Annotated in this window: 13 protein-coding genes; 6 read left to right on the top strand and 7 right to left on the bottom strand. The window is 74.3% G+C overall.

Translation table 11 applies throughout. The features are described from left to right. The first annotated feature begins 129 nt into the window (after positions 1 to 129). Together D476_RS0101360 and D476_RS0101350 are read left to right on the top strand one after the other, a co-directional pair. Complete coding sequence (locus tag D476_RS0101360; RefSeq protein ID WP_017622189.1) at positions 130 to 789, top strand: PaaI family thioesterase; 660 nt, start codon at positions 130 to 132, stop codon at positions 787 to 789. 581 nt (positions 790 to 1370) lie between these two features. After that, positions 1371 to 3203: an AMP-dependent synthetase/ligase gene (locus tag D476_RS0101350; protein ID WP_017622187.1), complete on the top strand. Its 1833-nt coding sequence runs from the start codon at positions 1371 to 1373 to the stop codon at positions 3201 to 3203. Positions 3204 to 3305: 102 nt separating this feature from the next. On the opposite strand, the gene D476_RS31765 is transcribed toward D476_RS0101350, so the two are convergent. Further along, positions 3306 to 3674: a CU044_2847 family protein gene (locus D476_RS31765; RefSeq protein WP_017622186.1), complete on the bottom strand. Its 369-nt coding sequence runs from the start codon at positions 3672 to 3674 to the stop codon at positions 3306 to 3308. A 232-nt stretch (positions 3675 to 3906) separates the two neighbouring features. On the opposite strand from D476_RS31765, the gene D476_RS35405 reads away from it, so the two are divergent. Next, positions 3907 to 4191 (top strand): DUF397 domain-containing protein, encoded by a 285-nt coding sequence (locus tag D476_RS35405; protein WP_086002611.1) that lies wholly within the window; start codon positions 3907 to 3909, stop codon positions 4189 to 4191. Between the two features lie 18 nt (positions 4192 to 4209). Here D476_RS35405 and fxsT read toward each other — a convergent pair whose 3' ends face one another. The 4 genes from fxsT to D476_RS0101320 all read right to left on the bottom strand — a co-directional run bounded on the left by fxsT (position 4210) and on the right by D476_RS0101320 (position 13959). Continuing rightward, positions 4210 to 8796 (bottom strand): FxSxx-COOH system tetratricopeptide repeat protein, encoded by a 4587-nt coding sequence (gene fxsT / locus D476_RS0101335; RefSeq protein ID WP_017622184.1) that lies wholly within the window; start codon positions 8794 to 8796, stop codon positions 4210 to 4212. Beyond that, positions 8793 to 9911 carry an AAA family ATPase gene (locus D476_RS0101330; RefSeq protein ID WP_017622183.1) on the bottom strand — a complete coding sequence of 373 codons (1119 nt, stop codon included), beginning with the start codon at positions 9909 to 9911 and terminating at the stop codon, positions 8793 to 8795. The genes fxsT and D476_RS0101330 overlap by 4 nt, the downstream gene beginning before the upstream one ends. Positions 9912 to 9924: 13 nt before the next feature. After that, complete coding sequence (locus D476_RS0101325) at positions 9925 to 11856, bottom strand: VMAP-C domain-containing protein (RefSeq protein WP_152529188.1); 1932 nt, start codon at positions 11854 to 11856, stop codon at positions 9925 to 9927. A 630-nt stretch (positions 11857 to 12486) separates the two neighbouring features. After that, positions 12487 to 13959 carry an aldehyde dehydrogenase gene (locus D476_RS0101320; protein ID WP_017622182.1) on the bottom strand — a complete coding sequence of 491 codons (1473 nt, stop codon included), beginning with the start codon at positions 13957 to 13959 and terminating at the stop codon, positions 12487 to 12489. Between the two features lie 365 nt (positions 13960 to 14324). On the opposite strand from D476_RS0101320, the gene dnaE reads away from it, so the two are divergent. Together dnaE and D476_RS0101310 are read left to right on the top strand one after the other, a co-directional pair. Next, on the top strand, positions 14325 to 17849 hold the full coding sequence (gene dnaE / locus D476_RS0101315; RefSeq protein ID WP_017622181.1) for a DNA polymerase III subunit alpha: 3525 nt from the start codon (positions 14325 to 14327) through the stop codon (positions 17847 to 17849). 204 nt (positions 17850 to 18053) lie between these two features. Then, on the top strand, positions 18054 to 18941 hold the full coding sequence (locus tag D476_RS0101310; protein ID WP_017622180.1) for a PadR family transcriptional regulator: 888 nt from the start codon (positions 18054 to 18056) through the stop codon (positions 18939 to 18941). Positions 18942 to 19631: 690 nt separating this feature from the next. On the opposite strand, the gene D476_RS0101305 is transcribed toward D476_RS0101310, so the two are convergent. After that, the gene (locus tag D476_RS0101305) at positions 19632 to 20096 is read right to left on the bottom strand and encodes a mycothiol transferase (protein ID WP_026123122.1); all 465 of its coding nucleotides are present in this window, start codon (positions 20094 to 20096) and stop codon (positions 19632 to 19634) included. Between the two features lie 189 nt (positions 20097 to 20285). Here D476_RS0101305 and D476_RS31760 point away from each other — a divergent pair, with 189 nt between their 5' ends. Next, positions 20286 to 20903 (top strand): hypothetical protein, encoded by a 618-nt coding sequence (locus tag D476_RS31760; RefSeq protein WP_017622178.1) that lies wholly within the window; start codon positions 20286 to 20288, stop codon positions 20901 to 20903. 577 nt (positions 20904 to 21480) lie between these two features. On the opposite strand, the gene D476_RS0101295 is transcribed toward D476_RS31760, so the two are convergent. After that, complete coding sequence (locus D476_RS0101295; protein WP_017622177.1) at positions 21481 to 22593, bottom strand: TIGR04222 domain-containing membrane protein; 1113 nt, start codon at positions 22591 to 22593, stop codon at positions 21481 to 21483. Positions 22594 to 23409: the final 816 nt, after the last annotated feature.

The following is a 23409-nucleotide window of genomic DNA, read 5'->3' as shown; positions in this document are numbered from 1 at the left end:
GGCGGCCCACGCCCCCCAGGGGGCACCCCCGAAAACTACTACCGAGTAATATTCGGTTTCAGTGGCGCCGGACCGGCGCCCGACCGCCCGCGCCGACCGGTGCGGGACGACGAGCCGACGAAGGAAGCCATGACGGTCGACGCACAGCCGGTAGCGGAAAAGCCGGACCCCGCCGAGTACGGGTTCACCGTGGTCCCCGAGGAGCAGATCCCCGCGGAGCTCTCCGCGCTCGTGGACCGGGTGCGCTCGCTGATGGACACCGCCGCCCACACCGAGGCCGCCCCCGAGGCGCTGTCCGCGGCCGCCGACGCGGTCGCCAAGGCCGAGGAGATGCTCCGCGGCGACCGCCGCCCCATCGGCACCATGGTCCGCTCCACCTACTCCGACGGCAGCACCGAGTACGGCACCATCACCAACGGCGTCTCCGGCCCGGTCAACCCCCTCGCCCCGCCGATCGACCTGGACAAGGACGGCGAGGGCCTGCGCGCCGACTTCACCCTCAACGGCCTGTACGAGGGCCCTCCCGGGCTCGTGCACGGGGGCTGGCTCGCGGCCGTGCTGGACCAGGCCCTGGGCGGCGCCGCCAGCGCGGCGGGGATGCCGGGCCTGACCGCCAACCTCGACGTGAACTACCGCAGGCCCACCCCGCTCAACGTCCCCCTCGAGGTCCGCGCGCGGGTCACCGGCACCGAGCGGCGCAAGGTCTTCGTCTCCGGGGAGATCCGCCACGGCGGCGAGGTCACCGCCGAGGGGACCGCCCTGATGGTCCGCCTCGAACTGCCGGAGTGAGCCCCGTCGGGGCGGCCGGGGCCCGGGGGCTGGGCCCCGGCGGCCGGACGGTCGGCTCCGCCGCGCCGCCCGTGTCGCGTCCGCCCGAGTCGCGTCCGGCCGGGCCGTGCCCGGGGCCGGGTGCGTTCCTTGGATCGGCCCTTCCTGCGTGACGCCCGGGCCGACTCCTCCTTCCCCTCGGGGGCGCGGCGGCCTTGCGTCGACCATGACGCCCCCGCTGCCTCCTGCGGACCCGACCCAAGAGACACGCCCCCGATCGTTGATGGGAGAGGCGTGCCCCGATCAGTGGTCGAAGACGNGCTCGACCGGGGCGCCGACCAGCCGGTCGTGCCCGACCGCGGCCCCGAACACGCGGCCCCTCCGGCGCACCCGGCCCGCGCACACCGGCCACGGACGCCCCCGCAGTGTCCGCAGCCGATACAGGGCTTCCCGCCAACGATCCAGGGGGCACGCGGCACCAGCGGAGCATCCGGTGCGCGCGCCGGACGTGAAGGGGGTTACTCGCCGGTATGGTCTTTCTCATGTCCATGTCTGGGGCGTGATGTTCAGATTTGTTACGAATGTCGGATAGACACGGAAGCGTGACCCACATCTCGACCCCCGCAACCGGTCGGCCCCGCGAGCACGGCGGCCTGGCCGAGCTCCTGTACGAACGCGCCGCCGCGCACCCCGGCGCCGCGATGCTCAGTGCGAAGGACGGCGGCTCTCCGGGCTGGCGCGACGTCTCCGGCGCCGACGTCGCCGCCCAGGTCACCGCCGCGGCCAAGGGGCTCGTCGCCGCCGGAATCGGCCCCGGGGACCGGGTCGGCCTGCTCGCCGCCAACCGCTACGAGTGGACCGTCGCCGACTTCGCGATCTGGGCGGCCGGCGCGGTGACCGTGCCGGTCTACCCCTCCTCCTCGCCCGAGCAGATCGCCATGGTCCTCTCCGACTCCGGCGCCACCGCCTGCATCGTCGACGGAGAGGACAGCACCGCCACGGTGGAGGCCGTGCGCGCCTCCGTCCCCGGCCTGCGCCACCTGTGGACCATGGACCCGCTGCGCGGCGAGCCCGGCGCGCTGGACGCCCTCGCCGCCGCCGGGGCCGAGGTGCCCGACTCCGCCGTCGAGCAGCGCCGCGCCGCCGTGCGCCCCGGCGACCCGGCCACCATCGTCTACACCTCCGGCACCACCGGCACCCCCAAGGGCTGCGTGCTCACCCACGCCAACTTCTTCGCCGAGGTCGAGGCCGCCACCACGGCCCTGTCCGCCCTCTTCGACGACGGCGGCGACCCCGACGCCGCCCCCTCCACGCTGCTCTTCCTGCCGCTGGCGCACGTGTTCGGCCGCATGGTGCAGGTCGCCGCCGTCCACGCCGGGGCCCGCCTGGGCCACGCCCCCAGCGTCCGCGAGCTCATCGCCGACCTGGGCACCTTCCGGCCCACCTTCCTGCTGGCCGTGCCCTACGTCTTCGAGAAGATCCACACCACCGCGCGCAAGCGCACCTCCGGGCTCAAACGCCGGATCTTCGACGCCGCCACCGACACCGCGGTCGCCTACAGCAAGGCCCTGGACACCCCCGGCGGCCCCGGCCCGCTGCTGAGGCTGCGCCGCCGCCTGTTCGAGCCGATCGTCTACCGGCCGCTCACCGGCGCCCTGGGCGGGCGCTGCACCCGGGTCATCTCCGGCGGCGGCGCCCTCGACGTGCGGCTCTTCCACTTCTACCGGGGCGTGGGCGTGGAGGTCATCGAGGGCTACGGCCTCACCGAGACCACCGCCGCCGTGCTGGCCAACCTGCCCGGCCGCTCCCGCGCCGGGACCATCGGCGGCCCCCTGCCCGGGGTCGACGTGCGCATCGACGACGACGGGGAGATCCTCGTCAAGGGCGGCCCCGTTTTCGAGCGCTACTGGAACCGCCCCGAGGCCACCGAGGAGGCCTTCCGCGACGGCTGGTTCGCCACCGGCGACCTGGGCGCCGTCGACGGCGACGGGTACGTGCGCGTCACCGGCCGCAAGAAGGAGATCCTGGTGACCGCCGGGGGCAAGAACGTCGCCCCGGTCCCCGTGGAGGAGCGCGTGTGCGCGGCTCCGCTGGTCGACCAGTGCATGCTCATCGGCGACGGCCGCCCCTTCGTCACCGCGCTGATCACCCTCGACCCCGAGGAGTTCGCGGCGTGGAAGGCCGCGGCGGGCAAACCCGCCGACGCCGACGCCGCGTCCCTGGCCGACGACCCCGACCTGCGCGCCGAGGTGCAGAAGGCCGTGGACGCCGGGAACGCCGCCGTCTCGCGCGCCGAGTCGGTCCGGGCGTTCACCATCGTGCCGCGCCCCTTCGGGGTCGAGGACGCCACCCTCACCCCGACGCTGAAACTGCGCCGCGCCCGCATCATGGAGCGCGAGTCCGAGACGATCGAGCGGATGTACGCCAAGCGCTGACGCCTTCGGGGCGGCGGGCGGCGGCCCGCCGCCCTCCCGCGGGTGCGGCCCGCCCGGCCCGCCCCGGGCCTCACCGGCCCCGGGCCTCACCGGCCCCGGACCTCACCCGCCCCGGGCCTCACCGGCCCGGCCGCCCTCACCCGGTGCGGGGCCCGACCTCCAGGTCAGCGTCACCTTCACGGCGCCCTGGGCGGCGGTCTTGGCCAGGAAGACGTCCGCCTCGGCGCTCACGTTCATCCCCAGCTCCACCGTCACCTCGTCCGGGTCGCCCGGCAGGTCGCGCAGTTCCCGCACCACCAGGGCGGACATGTCGCGGATGCGGCCGAACACCCTCTGCGCCGTCTCGTCCGCGCTGCGCAGGATGTCCCGCCCGCTCACGTCGCGCATCTGCGGCGAGCTGCCCGCCGCCTCGATCAGCACGTAGGCGTCCTCACCGCCCCGTTCGTCGGGGAACCGCACGATCTCCGCCATCGCCTCCGCCCTTCGCCGCGGTCCCGCCCGGTCCGGACGGGAGACCATCCCAGCGCGGAATCCCCTTGCGCGTAAGGGAAATGTCCGGGAGTGGCCGACATGAAGGTAAAAGCGTCGGGGATATACAGGCCGACTGGCGCCCAGTCGCGAACTTCGTCATGGGAGCAGATGTGTGTGCCGCCCCTACGTGGCGTACCCGAGCGTGTCCCCACCGCACGGCCGCGAGGTGCAGATGAGCGCTGAGCCGACTCCGTCGGTCGAGGGGGGCGACGGGTGTACCGCGCACCGGCCCTCCTCCGCCCGCCCCGGGCTGTACGACGGCCGGGGCTGGCGCACGTCCTCGTGGAGCAACCAGCAGGATGGCAAGTGCGTGGAGGCGGGCCCGTCTCCGCGGGGAGGCGTGCTCATGAGGGACTCCCGGAACAGGGGGGAGGCGCCCCTGCGGTTCGGCGAGGGCGAGTGGACGCGGCTCATCGCATGGGCCGTCCGCGCCGGTGACGGCCCCGCGGCCGCCTGAGGGCGGCCGGGGGCGCACTCACATCAGGCTGAGGAAGAGGTCGCAGTTGCCGCGCACGTCCCGCACCGCCGACGCCGTCGCGGGGTGGTCCGGGCCGAACACGCTCCGGTACCGGGCGAGCAGGCGCTCCCTCTCCTCCACGGGGACCTGGCCGTCCTCGGCGGTCCGGTCGAGGAGCAGGTTGCGCTCCACGACCAGCGTGAGCGGGTGGTCCTCCCCGAGGTTCTCCACGACCAGGGCGTGGGTCCGCCGGTCGTGCTCCAGTGCGCGCCGGGGCGCGCCCAGCGCGAACAGGTCGCTGGCGAGGTTGACCGCGTTGGCCAGCGTGTTCGGGTGGCTCGGCCCGAGCCGGTCCTCGTGTACGGCCAGCGCGGCCTCATCCAGGCTCCGGGCCTCGTCCAGGCGGCCGAGGAGCCGCAGCACGACGGCGTGGTTGACGGCCGCGTCGGCGTAGAGCGGATGGTTGGGGCCGTAGACGGCGCGCAGCCCCTCCAGGGCGTGCTCGGAGAGGGAGAGCGCCTGGTCGTGCTCGCCCACCGCCCGCAGGTTGACCGAGTGGCACCCCGCCGACTGGAGCGCGTAGAGCGAGGAGCTGCCCTCGCGTTGGACGTAGAGCCGGTGGGTCTCGTCCGACATCGCCAGTGCCTCGTCGAGGCGCCCGATCCTGCGCAGGATCGTCGACAGGACGAGCAGGGCGCCCAGCCGGAACTGGTTGTCCGCGGGGTAGACGCGCTCGATGGTGACCCGGGACCCCTCCATGATGTCCAGGGCGCGCCAGTAGTCGCCCGACTCCATGTACCCCAGCGCGAGGGTGTACTCACTGGACAGGGTGCGCAGGTTCTCCGGCCCGAGGATCTCGGTGCGCCGCTCCAGGTTGTACCGGTCGATCTCCAGCGACTCCTCGAACCGGCCGACCATGCGCAGGCCGACGGCGTGGATGTGGGCCGCCATCAGGGTCTCCGGGTCGTCGCGCCCCATGAGGCGCTCCTGGCGCTCGAAGATGTTGCCGCTGATTTCGAGCGCGTCGTAGTAGCGCCCCAGTTTGCGCAGGTCGGGGGGGAGGTCGTTCATGACGCTGAGCGTCTCGGCGTCGTCGGGCCCGTTGAGCCGGGTGAGGGCGTCCACCACGTGCAGGGTGAGCTCGTGGGAGTCCTCGAAGTCGCCGAACGCCGACAGCAGCGCCGCGTAGAGCGCCTGGGCGCGGAGCGTCTGCGTGTGCTCGTCGCCCAGATGGTGCGTCCAGTGCCGGATGGTGGTCTCGGCCAGGGTCCTGGCCGCTCGGGGACGCCCCCACAGGTGGAGGAACATGATCTGGTTGCAGACCAGCTGGCGGCACCAGCCGCTCTGGCAGTCCCACTGCTCGGTCTCCCAGATGTGCGGCTGCAGCTCGGCATAGCGCGGCCAGTCCAGCACCGACTCGGGATCCCCCGGCTCGAAATTGGCCAGCAGCTGGTGGGCGCAGTGCCGGAACTCGGCCCGCTGCTCGTCGGTCAGCGGCAGCTTCAGCGTCTCCTGCACCAGCTTGTGCAGTTGGAAGGTGCCGTTGCGGTGGTCCATCCGCGCCAGGGCATAGCGGTCGATGCTGCGCAGCACCCGCCCCAGCCGGACCGCGGGGTCCGACAGGATCTCCTGGAGCTCCCTGGGCCCCTCCACGTTCCGCGCACCGTTGAACAGGCGGCGCGAGATGGGCTGCGGGGCCAGGAACGCGCACACCTGCAGCAGGCGCAGGGCCGCCGGGTCGGTCTGGTAGAGCCGGTCCAGCGCCATGTTCATGGTCGCCCCGACCGTCCACGGGTAGTCCGGCGACGGCGCGACGCTGGTCAGCAGCTCCTCCTGCTTCTCGTCGAACACCTCCAGCCAGTCCCGCGGGTCCATCATGGTCTCGTACAGCCACACCGCCGTCTGCTCCACCGCCAGCGGCAGGTCGCCCAGCTTGTCGGCGATCAGGTCGGCATCGGGCACCGTCAGCGCCTCTGGACCGCGCTTGCGCAGGAGCTCGATGCTCTCCTCCCGCAGGAAGACGTCGACCTCCAGCAGGTTCCCCCCGGCGTTGCGCCACTGCGAGGAGCGCGAGGAGATGAGGACCTGCCCCGGCCCCCCGCTCGGCAGCAGCGGCTGCACGTCCTCGGGATCGGCCGCGTTGTCGTAGACCAGCAGCCAGTCCTGGTAGGGGTGGCCGGTCCGCAGCGCCTCCAGCACCGACCGGGAGATGCTCGCCGGGTCCCGGTCGGTGGCCACACCCAGCCGCGGGGCCAGGTCGATCAGCGACTGCTGGATCTGGGTGGGGGTGTCCGCGGGGATCCACCACACCAGCTCGTAGTCGGTCCGGTGGCGCCAGGCGTACTCGGTGGCCAACTGCGTCTTGCCCACGCCGCCCATGCCGCGCAGCGCCTGGGGCAGGATGTGCGTGTCGCCCGAGGCCAGCCGCCGCGACAGCTCCTCCAGCAGGGCGTGGCGGCCCACGAAGGACGGGTTGCGGGGCGGGATCCTGCCCCACACGAACGGGCGAGAGCGGTCCGTCGGCGGACGCCTGTGCCCCGGTGCGGTGTCGTCCTCCCGTGGCCGCCCCTCCTGGGCGGGCACCTCCGGGCGCTGCGCCGCAGGGGCGCCCGCACGGCCGGCTCCAGGGAACACGGAATCTCCAGCAGCCACGTCGTCCCTCTGTTCTGGTCGTACCTGGTGGTCAGCGGGCGCCGCCTCGTGCGCCCGCTCGTGCTCGGGCCCCGTCGGCCCCGCCCCGCCCGCCGGCGCCACGTCCCACAGGTCGGCCGCCGTGCGCATCACCCCGGGCAGCGCCCGCATCGCGGGCCGGAGCGCGCGGGCGATGGGGGCGGTCTCGTCGTGGACGGGCGGCAGCGCCGGGTCGAAGGTCCGCCCGTGCAGCAGCGCCGCGAACGCCTCCATCCACGGGGCGGCCCCGGCGAACCGCTCGGCGGCCAGGGCGAGCAGCGCCCGGATCCGCTCGCGGGTGGCCCCGGAGGCCAGCAGGGCGGCCCGCACCCCGGGGCGGAACCCCAGCGACACCTGGTCGGCGCGGGTGATGGGGATGCCGCCGGGGCGCCGCACCACCAGCCCCGACCACAGCGCCTCGGCCAGGTCGGAGGCGGTGGCCCCGGGCACGAACCGCGCCCGCACCGCGTGCGCCGTCGGCAGGTTCAGCGGCACCGCCGCCAGGCACACGGCCAGCTCCACCGCAGGGGCGGAGGCCGTCTCCCGGAACGTCTCCACCAGCTCGGCGGCGTCCGCGGGGCCGGGCCCGGCCCCGCGCCGCACCAGCGGGCGGGGGAGGGCCGACGGGGGAGGGCCTCCGGGGGCGTCCTCGGCGTAGAGCACCGAGGCGGTCAGCTCGGGGGCCTCCGGGCGCTGGGACACGAACCCCGCCCACGCCCCCAGCTCCTCGGCGTCGAGCGGGACGACGGGCACCGGGACCGCGCCGTCGGGGGGAAGGTCGGGGCCCCCGTCCCGCCCCGGCCCGAAGGGCTCGGCGAGCCCGTCGACCGGCGCGGCGGGCACGGTCCGGTAGTCGGCGTTGGGGGCCACGGAGGGCCCGGACTCGTCGGGCGGGCGCAGCACCGCGAGCCGGGGCCGGGTGCCCGTGCGCGGCCACTGGGCCCGGTCCAGGAGCTGCACGACGCCGACCGCGGCGGTGCGCCCCCAGCGGGCCAGCCACGCGGGGACCGCCCCCCGGTGCCAGCCCTCGCCGACGCCGTCGGTGAGCACCAGCACCACCTGGCTCCCGCCGTCGGCGACGAGCCGCCGGGGGGAGGGCGCGGGGCCGCGCTCGGAGCGCAGCACCAGGTCGTCGTGCCAGGCCTTGTCGGAGTCCAGGCGCAGCACGCGGGTGCGGGCGCACACCTTCAGCGGCGCCAGCAGCTCCAGGAACCGCTTCACCCGCGGCTCGTGCACCAGCATGGACAGGCCCGCGTCCACGAGCACGGTGAGGGAGTCGGGGGAGGCGGGCTCCCCGGAGAAGCGGGGCAGCAGCGGGACGCCGCGGGTGCCCGGTCCGGAGGGCCGGGCCAGTGCGCGCTCGGCGTACCCCTCGGCGGTGGCGCGCTCGTCCAGGGGACCGGTGCCGGGCGTCAGGCGGGTGCGGCGCAGCCGCAGCAGGGCGCGCACCAGGCCCTGCGGGTCGGGCAGGTCCGAGGCGGGCCCGTCGGCGGGGCCGGGGGCGGCGAAGTCGTCCCGGCCGTCGCGGTCGGGGCGCACGGGCGGGAAGGGCGGCCCGGCGCCGGGCGGGGGCCCCTCCGGCCACGGAGCGCCGCCCCCGGGCGCGCCGTCGCCGGGCTCGGAGGCGGGGGCGCCGTGCGGGCCGGGAGGGTCGGGCGGGGCGAGCGGTTCGGCGTCCTCCCCGGGGCCGCCCTCCGGGGCGCCCGGCTCCGCCTCGTGCCGGGCGGGCGCGCCGTGCGGCGCGGGCGGCGGGGGGCCTCCGGCCGCGTCCGGGGCGGTGCCGCTGTGCGCGGCCAGCCACACGGCGTCGGCGACCTCCCACCACAGCGGGCCGGCGTCCTGAGGGTACGCCTCATCGGGGGGCGGCTCCCGCTCCGCCCCCTCGGCTCGCGGCTGCTCGGCCCGCGGCAGGGGTCGCTCGCCTCGCGCGCTCACTCAGGGCCCGTTTCGGTCAGGCGTTGCCAGATCACGTCGAGGACGTGCTGCCAGGCGTTCGGATCCCAGGATGTGGCACGCGCGCGGACATCGGAACTAACGAGATGGACCGAGTTGAGTAGCTGGTCGATGGACAGGCCGCCCTTGCCCGCCGAGCGCTCCACGAACGCGCGGATCAGCTCCCGGTCGGCGGCGGCGTCGCGGCCGGAGAAGTGCGCGGCGACGATCTCGGCGAGCTGCTCCTGGGTGGGCGGGGGCAGCTCCACCGGCAGGCAGCGGCGGCGGAACGCGGCCGGGAAGGGGCGCTCGGAGTTGCTGGTGATGGCGATGAACGGGAACTCGCGGCAGACCACCTCGCCCCCGCGCACGGTCGCGGTGCGGCCGGGGTCGTCGGTGGGGACGGCGACCTCGGGCTGGGAGGCGCGCAGCCGCGCCAGCTCGGGGATGCGGAACCGGCCGTTCTCCAGCACGTCCAGCAGGTCGTCGGCCAGATCGGCGTCGCCCTTGTCGAACTCGTCGATGACCAGCACCCGCGGCAGCTCGGCCGGGAGCAGCGCGGTGCCCAGCGGCCCGAGCCGCAGGTAGTCCCCGATCGGGCGGCGCCCCTCGCGCTCGGCGGCGTCGGGCCCCAGCGCCGCGGCGTCGGCGCTGATGTCGTGGATGCGCGCCAGCGGGTCGTAGGAGTACAGGCCGTCGGCCAGGGAGGTGCGGCTGGTGACCGACCAGCGCAGCACGCGGCCCAGGCCCAGCTCGCGGGAGACGCGGTAGGCCAGGCTGGACTTGCCCACCCCGGGGCGCCCGGTGACCAGCAGCGGGCGGCGCAGCAGCAGGGCGGCGTTGACCGCGTCGGCCACGGCGGTCTCGGCCTCGGTGAGCCGGCGCACGCCCGCGCCGTGCCCCGGCCCCAGCACCCGCTCCATTTCGGCCTCGTCGACCGGAGGATCCGTCCCGTCCGGAACCCCGGGGAAGCGGCGCCACGGCGGCGGCGGGGGGAGCCGCTCGCCCAGCGGCGGCGCGTACGGGCTCGGCGTTCCGGTGCCCCGGTAGATCCACCAGGAGGGGAACGCGGGGCCGCTCTCGGGCCGCCCGGGGCCGGGCTCCGGGGCGGACGTCATCGGCGGGACCTCCCTATTCGCTGTCCGGGGTCTCCTCAGGGGCGGCGATGGACCCGGGCCCGCGCTCCTCGGCGGCGGGGCCGGTGAGGTCGCTGAGAAGTGCGATGTCGAAGGGGTCGCCGGTATTCGTGGTCGTCGCGTCGGAAATGTCGGTATCGGTGGCGGCGATACGCCATTCGAGCAGGCGTTTCGGGAGGTCGCCGATCTCCTCTCGGGTGAGCTGGTGACGCTCCCGGGAAATCAAGGTATCGAAAGCGTACTCGTTGTCCAACGGAGGAAAGGCCGCCGTGTTCTCATGTTCCTCTCCCGGGCGCCGTGTGGGCCCCGGGCGGCGGGCTGCCGAGGCGCGCCAGGCCACGACCGGGACGCCCGACTCCAGCGCCGCCGCCAGCGCCTCCCGGAGGCCGGGCGCCGCGCCCTCGACCAGCAGGCACACCGCGACCGCGGGGTCGGTGAACCGGTCGTGCAGCGGCCCCGCGCCCCGGTGGCGGGCCCCGATCCGCCGCACCCGGCCCTGGCCGCTCCCGGTCACATGTTCGATACGGCGCCGCCGCTGCCGCCGTGCGCGGCTCCATTGCCGCGCCCGCTGCCGCTCGTAACTGTGGAGAACGATTTCGTAGGCGCTGCCCAGGCGCTCCCCATAAGGGCTCATCGGGGTCCTGATCCTCCAGTGCGGCACGTCGCCGGAAATGAGCAGATCGAAAGGGAGGATGAAATCCAGGGCCAGCTCCGGGGCCTGCGCGCGCGAGCGCTGCTCCAGCATCCGCTCGACGTCGGTGACCATGTCCAGCACCGCCGGGCGCAAGCCGTTCGCCTCCACCCGGACCGCGCCGCGCGGGGTCACCGTGCCCCCGGCGCGCACCCGTGCGCGCACCTCGTAGCGGCGCGGACGCCCCGGCGGCCCCGGCAGCGGCTCGGCGGTGACCTCCAGGCGCGCCCCGGAGCGCGGCATCGGCGCCGGGCCGCCGCGCAGCCGCAGCAGCGCCTCCCGGGGCACCTCGCCCGGCCCGCGGGTGTCGGCGTAGGCGCGCAGCACCGCGGGGTCGCCGACACCGAGCCGGGCCGCCTCCTCGGCGAAGACCACCTCGCGGGGGAGCCCGTCCCCGCGCGGCGCCAGGCCGCTCAGGTGGTCGAAGGCCTCCAGGGCGGTGCGGAACGGCGCCGCCTCCAGGGCGCGGGAGGCCGTCGCGGCCCGGTAGGCCGAGGCCGCGTCGGCGAAGGGCACCGCCCCCAGCGCGCGCTCCACCCCCTGCCGCCCGGGGTCGGCGGCCAGCGGGGACAGCGACGCGACGGCCTCGACCGGCACCACCGCGGCCAGCCGGCCGCCCTCGCCGCCCGGGCCCAGCAGCGCCTGCCCGACGATGCCCATCACCGCGCCCTCCTCCACGTCCAGCACCCCGCACCCGCTGAACCCGGGCATGATCCCCATCGGCGCGCCGGGGTCCAGGTCGAGCTGGGCCGCGCCCGCGCGCACCCCGTCGCCGACCACCCGGCCGAAGGCGCTGAGCCCGAGCGGGGCCTCGGCGGCGTACCGGGCGGGGTGGCCGCGCACGTGCACCGCGCGCGGCCGCCGGGTGCGCCGGATCCGCTCCATGACGCCGCGCAGCACCGCGGGCTCGGGGTCGGCGGCGCCGGGGGCCGGGTCCAGCCGCAGCACCGCGGTGTCCCCGGCCGGGTCCCAGGCGCCGGGGTCGACCCGGGCCGTGCGGCGGGGGAAGCCGCCCGCGCCGGGCACCTCGACGGGCACGGCGGCGGCCCGCGCCGGGGGCGCCTGCCCGCGGGGGCGCTCCAGCGCGGCGTCGACGACGTGGGCGCAGGTGAGGATCCGGCCGCCGGGCAGCACGACGCCGCCCCCGGCGACCGCACCATGGAGGGTGGGGATCCGTACCTGCCACGTGGGGAGGGAGAGCGGTGCGGGGGTGAGGGGGTGAGAAGGAGAAGCCACCGTGGCGCGGTCACTTTCTGCGGTTGTCCGAGGTGTGCGATTCGGTTGGCTCCTTATTGTTCCCGCCGTGGTGGTGAATACGCTATGTAGGGATTCGGCTACTGAAAAATCCCAGGTGGGAGAGGTGGGGGCGGGCCGAGGCCGCCGAGCGGCCGTTACAGAGCGGTTATCAACGGGAGGAATGGGAGCCGGGGGAGGGCGTTCGACCACCGCGACCAGAATGGCGGTTCACCTGGGCCCTTGCGGGCCGGTGGCGGCACAGAGGCGCGGGGCGCCGTCGTGGACGGCGTCCGGCGGAGCGGAGGAGCCTTCGGCGTCCGGGCCGCGGCCTCCGCAGGCCGGGCGCCTGCCGAGGGCGCGAAGGCGGACCGGGTGCGGCCCAGAGCCGTACCGGCCGCTGGTCGGAAGGAAATGACACCATTCCGGCGGAGGCGGCCCCTCCGTATCCTTCCAGCCGCGGGCGCACCTCGCCGGGGTACCGCCGGCCCGCCGCCGGTGAAACGGCCGAGGGGCGGTCCCCTCGGCCGACATGCGCTTTCACTTTCGCCTGCTGTTCCTGCCTCGCGCCGAATTCCGGCGGTGGGGCGTTCCTTTCGGGCCGCCCCGGCGCCGCCGGGGCGGCCGCGCCCCTCAGCCGAGGGTCGGGATCGACTTCCACCGCAGGTACTCGTCGAGCCCTTCCGGGCCGAACTCGCTTCCGACCCCGCTCGCCTTGCGGCCGCCGAACGGCGTGTTCACGTCGATGTTGTAGGCGTTGACGCCGAACGTGCCCGCGCGCACCCTGCGGGCCACCGCCAGGCCCCGTTCCGGGGCGGACGTCCACACCGACCCGGCCAGCCCGTACTCGCTGTCGTCGGCCATGCGCACCGCCTCGTCGTCCCCCTCCGGCCCTTCGCCGTCGTAGGGCACCACCACGACCACCGGGCCGAAGATCTCCTCGCGCGCGATGCGCATGTCGTTGCCCGCGTCGGCGAAGACGGTCGGCTCGACGTAGAACCCGCCGTCCCGGCCTCCGCCCTTCGGGCGCCCTCCGCCCGTGGTGATGCGGGCGCCCTCCTTGAGGCCGAGCGCGATGTAGCCCTCGACGCGTTCGCGCTGGCGCTCCGAGACCAGCGGCCCCACCTCGGTCGCGGGGTCGGACGGGTCGCCGACACGGAGCGCGGCCACCTTCTCGGTGACCGCCTCCACCACCTCGTCATAGCGCGAGCGGGGCGCCAGCACGCGTGCTTGGGCGATGCACGCCTCCCCGTTGTTGAGCAGCGCGGTGAGCGGCAGCATCGCCAGGTAGGCGTCGAGGTCGGCGTCGTCCAGGATCACCGCGGCCGACTTGCCGCCCAGCTCAAGGCTGCACCCCTTGAGGTGCTCGCCGCACAGCGCGCCGATGCGGCGCCCGGCGGCGGTCGAGCCGGTGAAGGCGACATGGTCCACGCCCGGGTGGGCCACCAGGTGCTCGCCCGTCTCGCGCCCGCCCGCCACGATGTTGAGCACCCCGGGAGGCAGTCCCGCCTCCTCGGCGGCCTCGGCCAGCACGTACGGGTCCAGGGGCGTCTCCGGCGCGGGTTTGACCACCACCGCGCACCCGGCCAGCAGCGCCGGGGCGACCTTGGCGGCGATGAGGAACTGCGGCACGTTCCACGGCACGATCGCCGCGGCCACCCCGGCGGGCTCGCGCTCGACGTGCACCGGCCCGAGCAGCCCCGGCCGGACCTCGCTCCAGCCGACCCGGTCGGCCAGGCCCGCGTAGTACTCCAGCACGGAGTGGGCGAGCGGGGCCTGGGCGAGCTGCGAGAAGGACAGGGGGCTGCCCATCTCGGCGGTGATGAGCCCGGCGAGGCCGCCGACGCGCCGGCCGTATGCCTCGGCCAGCCGCCCGAGGGCCGCGCCCCGCTCGGCGGGGGAGGTCCGCGGCCACGGCCCGGAGTCGGCGGCCCGGCGGGCGGCGTCCACGGCGAGGCCGATGTCGGCGGGGGTCCCCTCCGGGGCCCACCCGACGGTCCGCCCGTCGTGCGGGCCGATCACCNNNGGGCCGATCCCCTGCAGCCCCCCGCCACCGGCGGGCGCCATCCACCGTCCGTCGATGAAGAGCCGGTCGTACGACGTCATCACGCCTCCCTGAATAAGCAGAACGAGTTTCAGTCTGCATTCCGGGCACGGGGAAGGCTAGACGGTTCCGGTGGATCGGTAGGTGTAACCTGTTATCGATAGGTTTGGGCGAGGGGGGCGGTCCCCGGCCACGGTGTTCGAGGGGGACCGGAACGGGGTGAACGGGCCCGACCGGCCCGGCGGCCCGCCGGGGCCGCCCCGCGCGCCCGCCCAGGTCGGGCCGGGGGCCGCCGCCGCGCCCGGGAAGGGTGTGTTTCTCTGGACACCGCCGATGCGGCGCGGAGGCGCCCCGGCACCCGTGTGATGGCCGTAGGCTCAGGAGGCGTCCGCCGTCCCACCGACTCGCTTGAGGGGAACCCCGCGCCATGGCCGATCCCTTCGTCCACCTGCACGTCCACACCGAGTACTCGATGCTGGACGGTGCGGCGAAGCTCAAGAACCTCTTCGAGGTCGCCCAGCAGGAGAAGATGCCCGCGGTCGCCATGACCGACCACGGGAACATGCACGGCGCCTACGACTTCTACAAACAGGCGCAGGCGGCGGGGGTCACCCCGGTGATCGGCGTGGAGGCCTACGTCGCGCCGGAGTCGCGGTACCACAAGAAGCCGGTCCGCTGGGGCGATCCCAGCCAGAAGAGCGACGACGTCTCCGGCGGCGGCGCCTTCAACCACATGACCATGTGGGCGCGGAACAAGGAGGGGCTGCACAACCTCTTCAAGCTCAACTCGCGCGCCTCCACCGAGGGCTTCTTCCGCAAGCCCCGCATGGACAAGGAGCTCATCTCCGAGTACGCGGGCGGCATCATCGCCACCACCGGCTGCCCCTCCGGCGCCGTGCAGACCCGCCTGCGGCTGGGCCAGTTCGACGAGGCGCTCCAGGCCGCCTCGGACTACCGGGACATCTTCGGCCCGGAGAACTTCTTCGTCGAGCTGATGGACCACGGCCTCGACATCGAACGCCGCGTCCGCGAGGGCCTGCTGACCATCGCCAAGCAGCTCGACCTGCGGTTCGTCGTCACCAACGACTCGCACTACACCTACGAGAACGAGCGCGACGCCCACGACGCGCTGCTGTGCATCCAGACCGGCTCCAAGCTCTCCGACGAGAACCGGTTCAAGTTCGGCGGGTCCGGCTACTACCTCAAGACCGCCGAGCAGATGCGGGCGATCGACACCTCCGACGCTTGGCTGGAGGGGTGCAAGAACACCCTGGCCATCGCCGAGATGGTCGACACCTCCGGGATGTTCGACTACTACGACCTGATGCCCAAGCTCCCCTGGCCCGAGGGCGAGACCGAGGAGAGCTTCTTCCGCAAGGAGGTCATGCAGGGGCTGGAGCGCCGCTTCCCCTCGGGCATCCCCGACGGCTACGTCGAGCAGGCCGAGTACGAGATCGACGTCATCATCCAGAAGCGCTACCCCTCCTACTTCCTCGTGGTCGCCGACTTCATCAACTGGGCCAAGGAGAACGGCATCGCCGTGGGGCCGGGCCGCGGGTCGGCCGCGGGGTCGCTGCTGGCCTACGCGCTCGGCATCACCGACCTCGACCCCATCCCGCACAGCCTGATCTTCGAGCGGTTCCTCAACCCCGAGCGCGAGTCCCCGCCCGACATCGACATCGACTTCGACGAGCGCCGGCGCGGCGACGTCATCCGCTACGTCACCGAGAAGTACGGCGAGGACAAGGTCGCCATGATCGCGACCTTCGGCACCATTAAGGCCAAGGCCGCCATCAAGGACGCCTCGCGCGTCCTGGGCTTCCCCTACGCGCTGGGCGACCGCGTCTCCAAGGCGTTCCCCCCGGCGGTCATGGGCAAGGACATCCCGCTGACCGGCATCTTCGACGAGAAGCACGCCCGGTACAACGAGGCGGGCGAGCTGCGCAAGCTCTACGAGGAGGACGTCGAGGTCAAGCAGGTCATGGACCTGGCCCAGGGCCTCGAAGGGCTGATCCGGCAGACCGGCGTGCACGCGGCGGGCGTCATCATGAGCTCGGAGACCATCACCGACCACATCCCGGTCATGATGCGCGACTCCGACGGGGTCATCATCACGCAGTTCGACTACCCGACCTGCGAGACGCTCGGCCTGATGAAGATGGACTTCCTCGGGCTGCGCAACCTGACCATCATGGACGACTGCATCAAGAACATCGAGGCCAACCGGGGGGAGAAGGTCGAGCTGCTCGACCTGACCCTGGACGACCCGGCCACGTTCGAGCTGCTGCAGCGCGGCGACACCCTGGCGGTCTTCCAGTTCGACGGCGGCCCGATGCGCGCGCTGCTGCGGCAGATGAAGCCCGACCACTTCGAGGACATCTCCGCCGTCGGCGCCCTGTACCGGCCCGGTCCCATGGGCGCCAACTCGCACATCAACTACGCCCTGCGCAAGAACGGCCAGCAGGAGATCACCCCGATCCACCCGGAGCTGGCCGACGCGCTCGAAGAGATCCTCGGCACGACCTACGGCCTGATCGTGTATCAGGAGCAGGTCATGCAGATCGCCCAGAAGCTCGCCGGGTACACGCTCGGCGAAGCGGACCTGCTCCGCCGCGCCATGGGCAAGAAGAAGAAGGAGGTCCTCGACCGCGAGTTCAAGCCGTTCAGCGAGGGGATGAAGAAGAACGGCTACTCCGACGAGGCGATCAAGACCCTGTGGGACATCCTCGTCCCCTTCTCCGACTACGCCTTCAACAAGGCGCACTCGGCCGCCTACGGGCTGGTGTCGTACTGGACCGCCTACCTCAAGGCGAACTACCCGGCCGAGTACATGGCGGCGGTGCTCACCTCGGTCGGCGACGACAAGGACAAGAGCGCGCTCTACCTGAACGAGTGCCGCCGCATGGGCATCAACGTGCTGCCGCCGGACGTCAACGAGTCCGACGCCACGTTCACCCCGCGCGGCGAGCGGGAGATCCGCTTCGGCCTGTCGGCGGTGCGCAACGTCGGCACCAACGTCGTCGACGGGATCGTCAAGGCGCGCCGGGAGAAGGGGCGCTTCACCTCCTTCGCCGACTTCCTGGACAAGGTGCCCCAGCAGGTCTGCAACAAGCGCGTGGTGGAGTCGCTGATCAAGGCCGGCGGGTTCGACGAGTTCGGCGAGCCGCGCAAGGGCCTGGTGCTCGTGCACGAGCAGGCCATCGACGCCATCATCGGGCACAAGCGCGCCGAGGCGGCCGGGCAGGACTCGCTGTTCGGCGGCATCGCCGAGCCGGAGTCGGGCATCCAGGTGGTGCCGGACATCCCCGAGGGCGAGTGGGACAAGACCACGCTGCTGGCCTTCGAGCGGGAGATGCTGGGCCTGTACGTGTCCGACCACCCGCTGCTGGGGCTGGAGAGCCTGCTGGCCTCCAACGCCGACTGTTCGGTGGCCGACCTGGCCGACCGGGCCGACGGCTCCATGGTGACCGTGGGCGGGCTGCTGTCGGGGCTCACCCGCAAGATCACCAAGCAGGGGAACAGCTGGGCGATGGCCCAGCTGGAGGACCTGGGCGGCGCCGTCGACTGCATGATCTTCCCCAACACCTACCAGCTGTGCTCGCACGTGCTGGCCGAGGACGCGGTGCTGTTCATCAAGGGGCGGCTGGACCGGCGCGAGGACGTGCCCAAGCTGATCGCGATGGAGGTCATCCAGCCGGACCTGTCCCAGGTGGGCAAGGAGCAGCCGGTGGTGGTGTCGATGCCGATCTCCCGGGTGCAGAAGGGCACCATCTCCGAGTTCCGCGACATCCTGTCCCGGAACAAGGGGCAGACCCAGGTGCACCTGCAGGTGCACAACGGTCCCCGCACCACGGTGTTCGCGCTGGACGAGGGGCTGCGGGTGAGCCCGTCGCCGGAGCTGATGGGCGAGCTGAAGGCGCTGCTGGGCTCCAACTGCCTGGGCGGCGTCTAGCCGCTGGGCCCCGCCCGGGCGCGCATGGTCGGGCCCCGTCCTCCCCGAGGGAGGGCGGGGCCTTCGTCGTGTCCGGGAGCCGGTGTCCGCCACGGCTTGCCAAACGACCGGTACCGATATATCGTTAACTATCAAGATAGAAGATCACCTATCGGGACCGGTCGGATGTGCACACGTCCCCGGCCCCGGAACCAGGAGGACACCATGACCGCGATGGCGATGCCGTGGCCCTGGAGCGGCCGCGACGACGAGAACGCGCGCGACCCGCGCGCCGCGCGCCTGCGCGACGAACGCTTCTCGCGCGGCGGCGGGCGCTCCGCGCCGTGGTCCGAGCGCGACGCCCGGCGGGCGCTGAAGCACTGGATGAAGATGGGCGACCAGGGGCGCCCGCACGGCCACGGAAGGGGGGGCGGGCGCCCGCCCGAAGGCCCGTTCGGCGGGGGCCCCGGGCCGCACATGCCGCCGGTCCCGCCCGCCGGGCCGTGGGGGCCGCCCTTCGGCTTCGGCGGCCCGGGTGGACCGGGTGGGCCCTTCGGCGGTGGGCCCGGGGGCCCGTTCGGCGGAGGGCGCGGCGGCCGCGGCGGACGGCGGGCCCGCCGGGGCGATGTGCGCACCGGCATCCTGCTGCTGCTGGCCGAGGGGCCGCTCAGCGGCTACGAGATCATCCGCGAGGGCAAGGAGCGCAGCTCCGGGACCTGGCGGCCCAGCCCCGGGTCGGTGTACCCGATGCTCCAGCAGTTGGAGGACGAGGGGCTGGTCCGCCCGGTCACGACCGAGGGCGGCGGCCGCCGGCGCCCCTTCGAGCTGACCGAGGAGGGCCGCGCGTACGTGGACGAGCGCGGCGGCGACCTGCCCCCGCCGTGGCAGGCGGCGGCCGAGGAGTTCGAGGACGCGCACTCCGGCCAGATGGAGGTGCAGGCGCTGGCGTACCAGCTGATGGCCGCGGCCGCCCAGGTGGCCCAGGTCGGCACCCACGAGCAGCAGGAACGCGCGAAGCGGATGCTGTCGGAGACCCGGCGCGAGCTGTACCGCATCCTCGCCGAGGACGACACGGCGCCTACGGAGGATGCGGACGGGGACGAAGAGGAATAGCCCTCATGGGGCCGCGAGTCCCTGAGACCCGGTGACCGATGAACGAGGCGGGGCCGCACCGGCGGCCCCGCCTTCGTTGGTTCTGCGGGAAGGCGGCCCGTTCCGACTGGTCGTCCGGGCCCGGCACCCTCGGGAAGGGCGCCTCCGGGGCATGTCCGTGGGATCGGCGCCCGGCCGGGCCGGTGCGATCGTTGCGGTGCCGGGGTGGCCTTGTTTCCGTGGCCGTGCCTCTGCGTCGGTGCCGTGACCGGCGTCCTGCCTGTGGTCGCGTGCGCTGGAGCGGTGTCGCTTCCCGTCCGAGCAGGTCGGCGCGGTCGCCACGGCATCGGGGTGGCCCGCCCCCTGCGTCGGCGCCCTGACCATCGGTTGGACGGCGTCGGCTGGAGTGGTGGAGCTTCTGCCGACTGCGACCGCCTTCGGCGGGCGGCTCCGGCCGTCCACCGAAGGGCGGGCCGCAGGTCAGGGCATCGACGGCGGCCCGGTCCGCCCCGGAGCCGTAACCAGCGGGCCGACCTGGCCGGACGGAGGCTCCCCCACTGCACTCCAGCGCACGTGGCCATCGGCAGTCGGCCTCAGTCGGCCTCCGGCCACGCGCCCATTGCGGCCGGGAGCGCTGAAGGTTCCACCACTCCAGCGAACGCCATCCGCCTCCGCGGCCGCCCTGCCCCGTGTCAGGGAAGGTCCGAAGCGCTACATCTTCACCATCCTCCGCAGCAGCTCCAACTGGCCGACGTGCGCCGCGGTCTCCTCCACCATGTGGAGCAGCACCCACCGCAGGGTCACCGGCGGCTCGCCCACCCGGGAGCGGCGCGCGCCCGACCGGGGCTCCAGGCGGGCGGTGATCGTCCGGGAGCGCTCGCACTGCGCCTCGTAGTCACCGATGAGGCCCGCGAGCCCCGTGCCGGGGTCGGGCCGCCAGTCGGCGCCGGGCGGGGGCGCGGGTGCCCCCTCCGGCGGGTCGAACACCCGGTCCGGGCGGCCGAGCAGGACCGCCTCGAACCAGTGCTGCTCCGACCAGGTCAGATGGGACACCACGCCGCGCGCCGTCAGCAGCGGCGAGCCCGGTACCGGGGCGGCGGCGGACGCGGCGGGTGACAGCCCGGCGCAGGCCCGGCGCACCGAGGCGCGGTGCCGGTCCAGGAAGGCGCTGAGCATCGTGGTCTCGTCCGCCCACACCGGGGGAGGCGTCGGGCGGCACGCCCCGGGGTCGGCGAGCGCGGGTTGACTGTCGCAAGACGTGTCCATGCGCTCATTGTCACCGGCGCCCCCGGGGCGGACCACTGGTTTTCCGGCCTGCGGAGCGGGATAGATTCGTGTGAGCGGAAACGGAAGGGGGCGCCCGGGATGGTGCGAGGGCGGTTGGCCGCGGGCGGTGCGGTGCTCGGGGCGGTCGCGCTCCTCGGGGGCCCTTTGGGCGTGCTGTGGTGGTGGCTGGCGCCGAGGCCGGAGGTCACCGTCGGCCTGGACGGACAGCCCCTGCCCTATCCGATCAGCGAGACCGCGTTCTCGGTGCAGGGCCACTACGCCCTCATCGCCGCGGGGGCCGGGATGGCCACCGGGTACGGAGCCTTCCTCATCCAGTACCGGATGGCGCGCCGCCGGGCCGACCGGGGACGGCCGCCGCTCGACGTGCGGATGGTGTGCCTGCTCGGCCTGGTCGCGGGCGCGGTGCTGGGCACCGTACTGATGTGGCGCACCGGTGTGCTTCTGGAGGGGGACACGTTCGCCCGGGCCCTCGCGGCCGCCGAGCCGCAGGACGTGATCACCGACCGCCTCCGCCTGGACGCCACGGCGGCCCTGGTGATCTGGCCGTTCGTGGCGGTGTTGCAGTACGGCCTGTTCGACGCGGTGAGCACGTGGCGCAGGGACGTCCCCGTCGAGTCCGTGGCGGCCGAGCGCTCCGGGCGGGCGGACACGGCCCCGGCCGCCGAGCCGGAGGAGACCGAGAAGGCTTCGCAATAGGGCCGCCCGAGGCGTGAACCCCCGGTGGCCCGGGATCACCTATTCGAGCGTTCGGTGTGCGGAGGGCCGGGCGCGGACCGAGCCCCTGCCCAGGGGGCACCCGGTCTCCACCTATGCGGGGTGCGGAATGGGGCGCGGCCGAGGCGACGATCGACCGGTGAGTATGTCGCCGAGAAGTGAGAGCGTCTGTACGCCGGTTCTGACAGCGCTCTGAGGGCTCCGCGCGGTGTCGATGGGTTCTGGCACCGCCGCGGCGTTCCTCGCCACCGGGTATGGCGGCCGCTCGCCGCTGCTCAAGGCCGTCCCTCTCCGCTTCGCTGCGGGCGTTCCGCCTTGAGGTGCGGCTTCATGGACGGAGCCGGGGGCGGCTGTCGAGGAGGGGCGGGGTGCGCCCCGTCGCAGGGGGCGCGGTCAGGGCTCATCGGCACGGCCCTGCGGCGAGCGGAGGCGCTGTCGGGCCTCATCGACAAACGCTCTCCGCACCCACGGACACACTCGGACCGGCGAGGGCCATCGCCCATGTGCACGCCATGACGATGGGCCCCACGGCGGGCGCACCGCCGACGGCGACCACCGCCTACCAGCGCCGGTGCCGCTCGACCTTGGGGGCGTCGCCGTCCCCGCGCCAGGTGCCGCGGCCGCCGTCCCCGGCGAAGTCGCCGCCCAGGCCGGTGTCCACGCGGCCGAGACCGCGTCCGCAGGCGGAGGCGAAGGACCGGACCAGGGCCTCCTCCCGGGACTGCGGGGGCACACCGCTCCCCGGGCCCCGCCGCCGCAGCTCGGGGAAGCCCTCCAACGCGGTCGTCCGCAGGGCCCCGATGGGGCCGGGGGCCGCCTCCGCCGCGCGCGCCTCCGCCAGCAGTGCGTCCCCGGCGAGCGTGCGCGGGCCCAACCGGCCCCCGGTCGCCCGGTATACCCAGTGGACCCCGAACCAGCACCCGTACAGGGCCGGGACGGCGAGCGCCACGCGCGGCAGCGGGGCGGCGGCCAAGGCGAGAGCGGCCGCGCCCGTTCCGCACGCCACCGCGCCGGGAAGTCCGCCCAGCAGCCGCCGCGCCACGTGCAGCAGGAACGGGTAGGCCATCAGCAGCAGGGCGAAGGCCGCTGGGAAGAGCGCGTGCACGGGGTCGGGCCCCGGCCGCATGCCCGCCAGGAGCAGCACGGCGCCGAGCACGGCCGCACCCGCACCCGCGGCCGCGTGCACGGCCCAGGCGGCGCGGCGCAGCCGCCGGACCCGGCGCAGCCTCTCCGGGGCGGAGAACAGGCCGAGGCGGCGCAGGCGCCACAGGACCGCCGTGGTCGCGTCCCCGCGCGTCGCCGACTCGACCAGCTGCTCGGCCGGGACGCAGCGGCCGGGCTCCAGCGAGGCCTCCATGATCCGGCCGAACGGGGACGGGGGGCGGGGGAGCGGCGCCGTACCGCTGGGGGGCTGCTCGGGGGATGACACCGCGCCGTTGCCGCGCGCGATCACCTTGGCGGACAGGTACAGCTCGGCGAGGGCCACCTCGCCCAGCCGGGTCCGGCCGCCCGCGAGCATGCCCAGGTCGGTGGGGTCGAGCTCGTCGGCGCCGACGGCGGGGAACCGTGGCCCGGCGGCGCGGGCGCGGGCGTATCCCCAGCGGGAGAGCAGAAGGCAGAGCGCGGTCAGCACGTGGAGGATGACCGTGCCGAGCACGACCGCCGGGACCATCGTGCCTCCCTGACGCGTCCCGCCTTCGGATGTGATGCAGACCACGGTAAGGCGGCGGCGGTCCGGTGAAAAGTACCTTGCGCTAGGTAACGCGCGCTGGGGCGGAGATGGGCCTGTCGGAGCACGAATCGGACCGCGGATCCGGCGGGGCGGCGGGGGCTGGTGCTCCGCGCGGACCTGCCCGCCGTCCGGCGGGCCGCCGGGGCGCGGGTGGAAGGCGGCGATGACGAAGGCGGGCGGCCCACCCCGCAGCGCTGTCGACCGCGGGGCGTGTGCGTGGTCGCCGTGATGGGCGGCGACGGGGTGAGCGGGGCGGGTTCCCCGGCCCCGCTTGCCGGGAGGCGGGGTCCCTTGCGCTCCGGGTGGGCGGCGCGGTACCGGGGTTCGCGGTTTTCCGCGCCCGTGGCGGCCGCCGGGCCGGTGCGGCGAACCCTGGCAGGGCATTGACCTGGGTGAACACTCCGTGTTACGTGCGGGCGGGGGCGGGAAACGCGCCCATCGACGTTCCCGGAGGCCCCGGGGCGACGAACACCGCGATTCCAGAACAGGTTCTGCAAGTGGTAGGCCCTGTTCGTGCCTGATTGGGGTGTTCGGCTCAGGTGCGGGGGCGGGCGCGGGGCCGCCCGGGCGCCTCTGCCGGGCTCCCGGGACCCGCGCGGGGCCGATATCGGCTACAGGCGGTGACATCGGGCTCGGTAAATGGCCCAGGTGTGCCGTTTAGGGGCCTTTTGGCGCCGGATTCCGTTCAGGTATCGCGATGAACGCACGCCCGCACCGTCCGCGACGCCGTTCCGGCCGCCGAACGGGGCGCGGGAG

It is taken from the genome of Nocardiopsis chromatogenes YIM 90109, assembly GCF_000341185.1.
Lineage (GTDB): Bacteria > Actinomycetota > Actinomycetes > Streptosporangiales > Streptosporangiaceae > Nocardiopsis_A > Nocardiopsis_A chromatogenes.
Note: the sequence above shows the minus strand (reverse complement) of the source record. Positions and strands in the feature narration are given on the sequence as shown.

Coding starts and splice junctions, on each gene's coding strand:
- D476_RS0101360 (WP_017622189.1), top strand. CDS start 130: ATGACGGTCGACGCACAGCCGGTAGCGGAAAAGCCGGACCCCGCCGAG.
- D476_RS0101330 (WP_017622183.1), bottom strand. CDS start 9,911: ATGACGTCCGCCCCGGAGCCCGGCCCCGGGCGGCCCGAGAGCGGCCCC.
- D476_RS0101295 (WP_017622177.1), bottom strand. CDS start 22,593: ATGGTCCCGGCGGTCGTGCTCGGCACGGTCATCCTCCACGTGCTGACC.
- D476_RS31765 (WP_017622186.1), bottom strand. CDS start 3,674: ATGGCGGAGATCGTGCGGTTCCCCGACGAACGGGGCGGTGAGGACGCC.
- dnaE (WP_017622181.1), top strand. CDS start 14,325: ATGGCCGATCCCTTCGTCCACCTGCACGTCCACACCGAGTACTCGATG.
- D476_RS35405 (WP_086002611.1), top strand. CDS start 3,907: ATGAGCGCTGAGCCGACTCCGTCGGTCGAGGGGGGCGACGGGTGTACC.
- D476_RS0101310 (WP_017622180.1), top strand. CDS start 18,054: ATGACCGCGATGGCGATGCCGTGGCCCTGGAGCGGCCGCGACGACGAG.
- D476_RS31760 (WP_017622178.1), top strand. CDS start 20,286: ATGGTGCGAGGGCGGTTGGCCGCGGGCGGTGCGGTGCTCGGGGCGGTC.
- D476_RS0101305 (WP_026123122.1), bottom strand. CDS start 20,096: ATGCTCAGCGCCTTCCTGGACCGGCACCGCGCCTCGGTGCGCCGGGCC.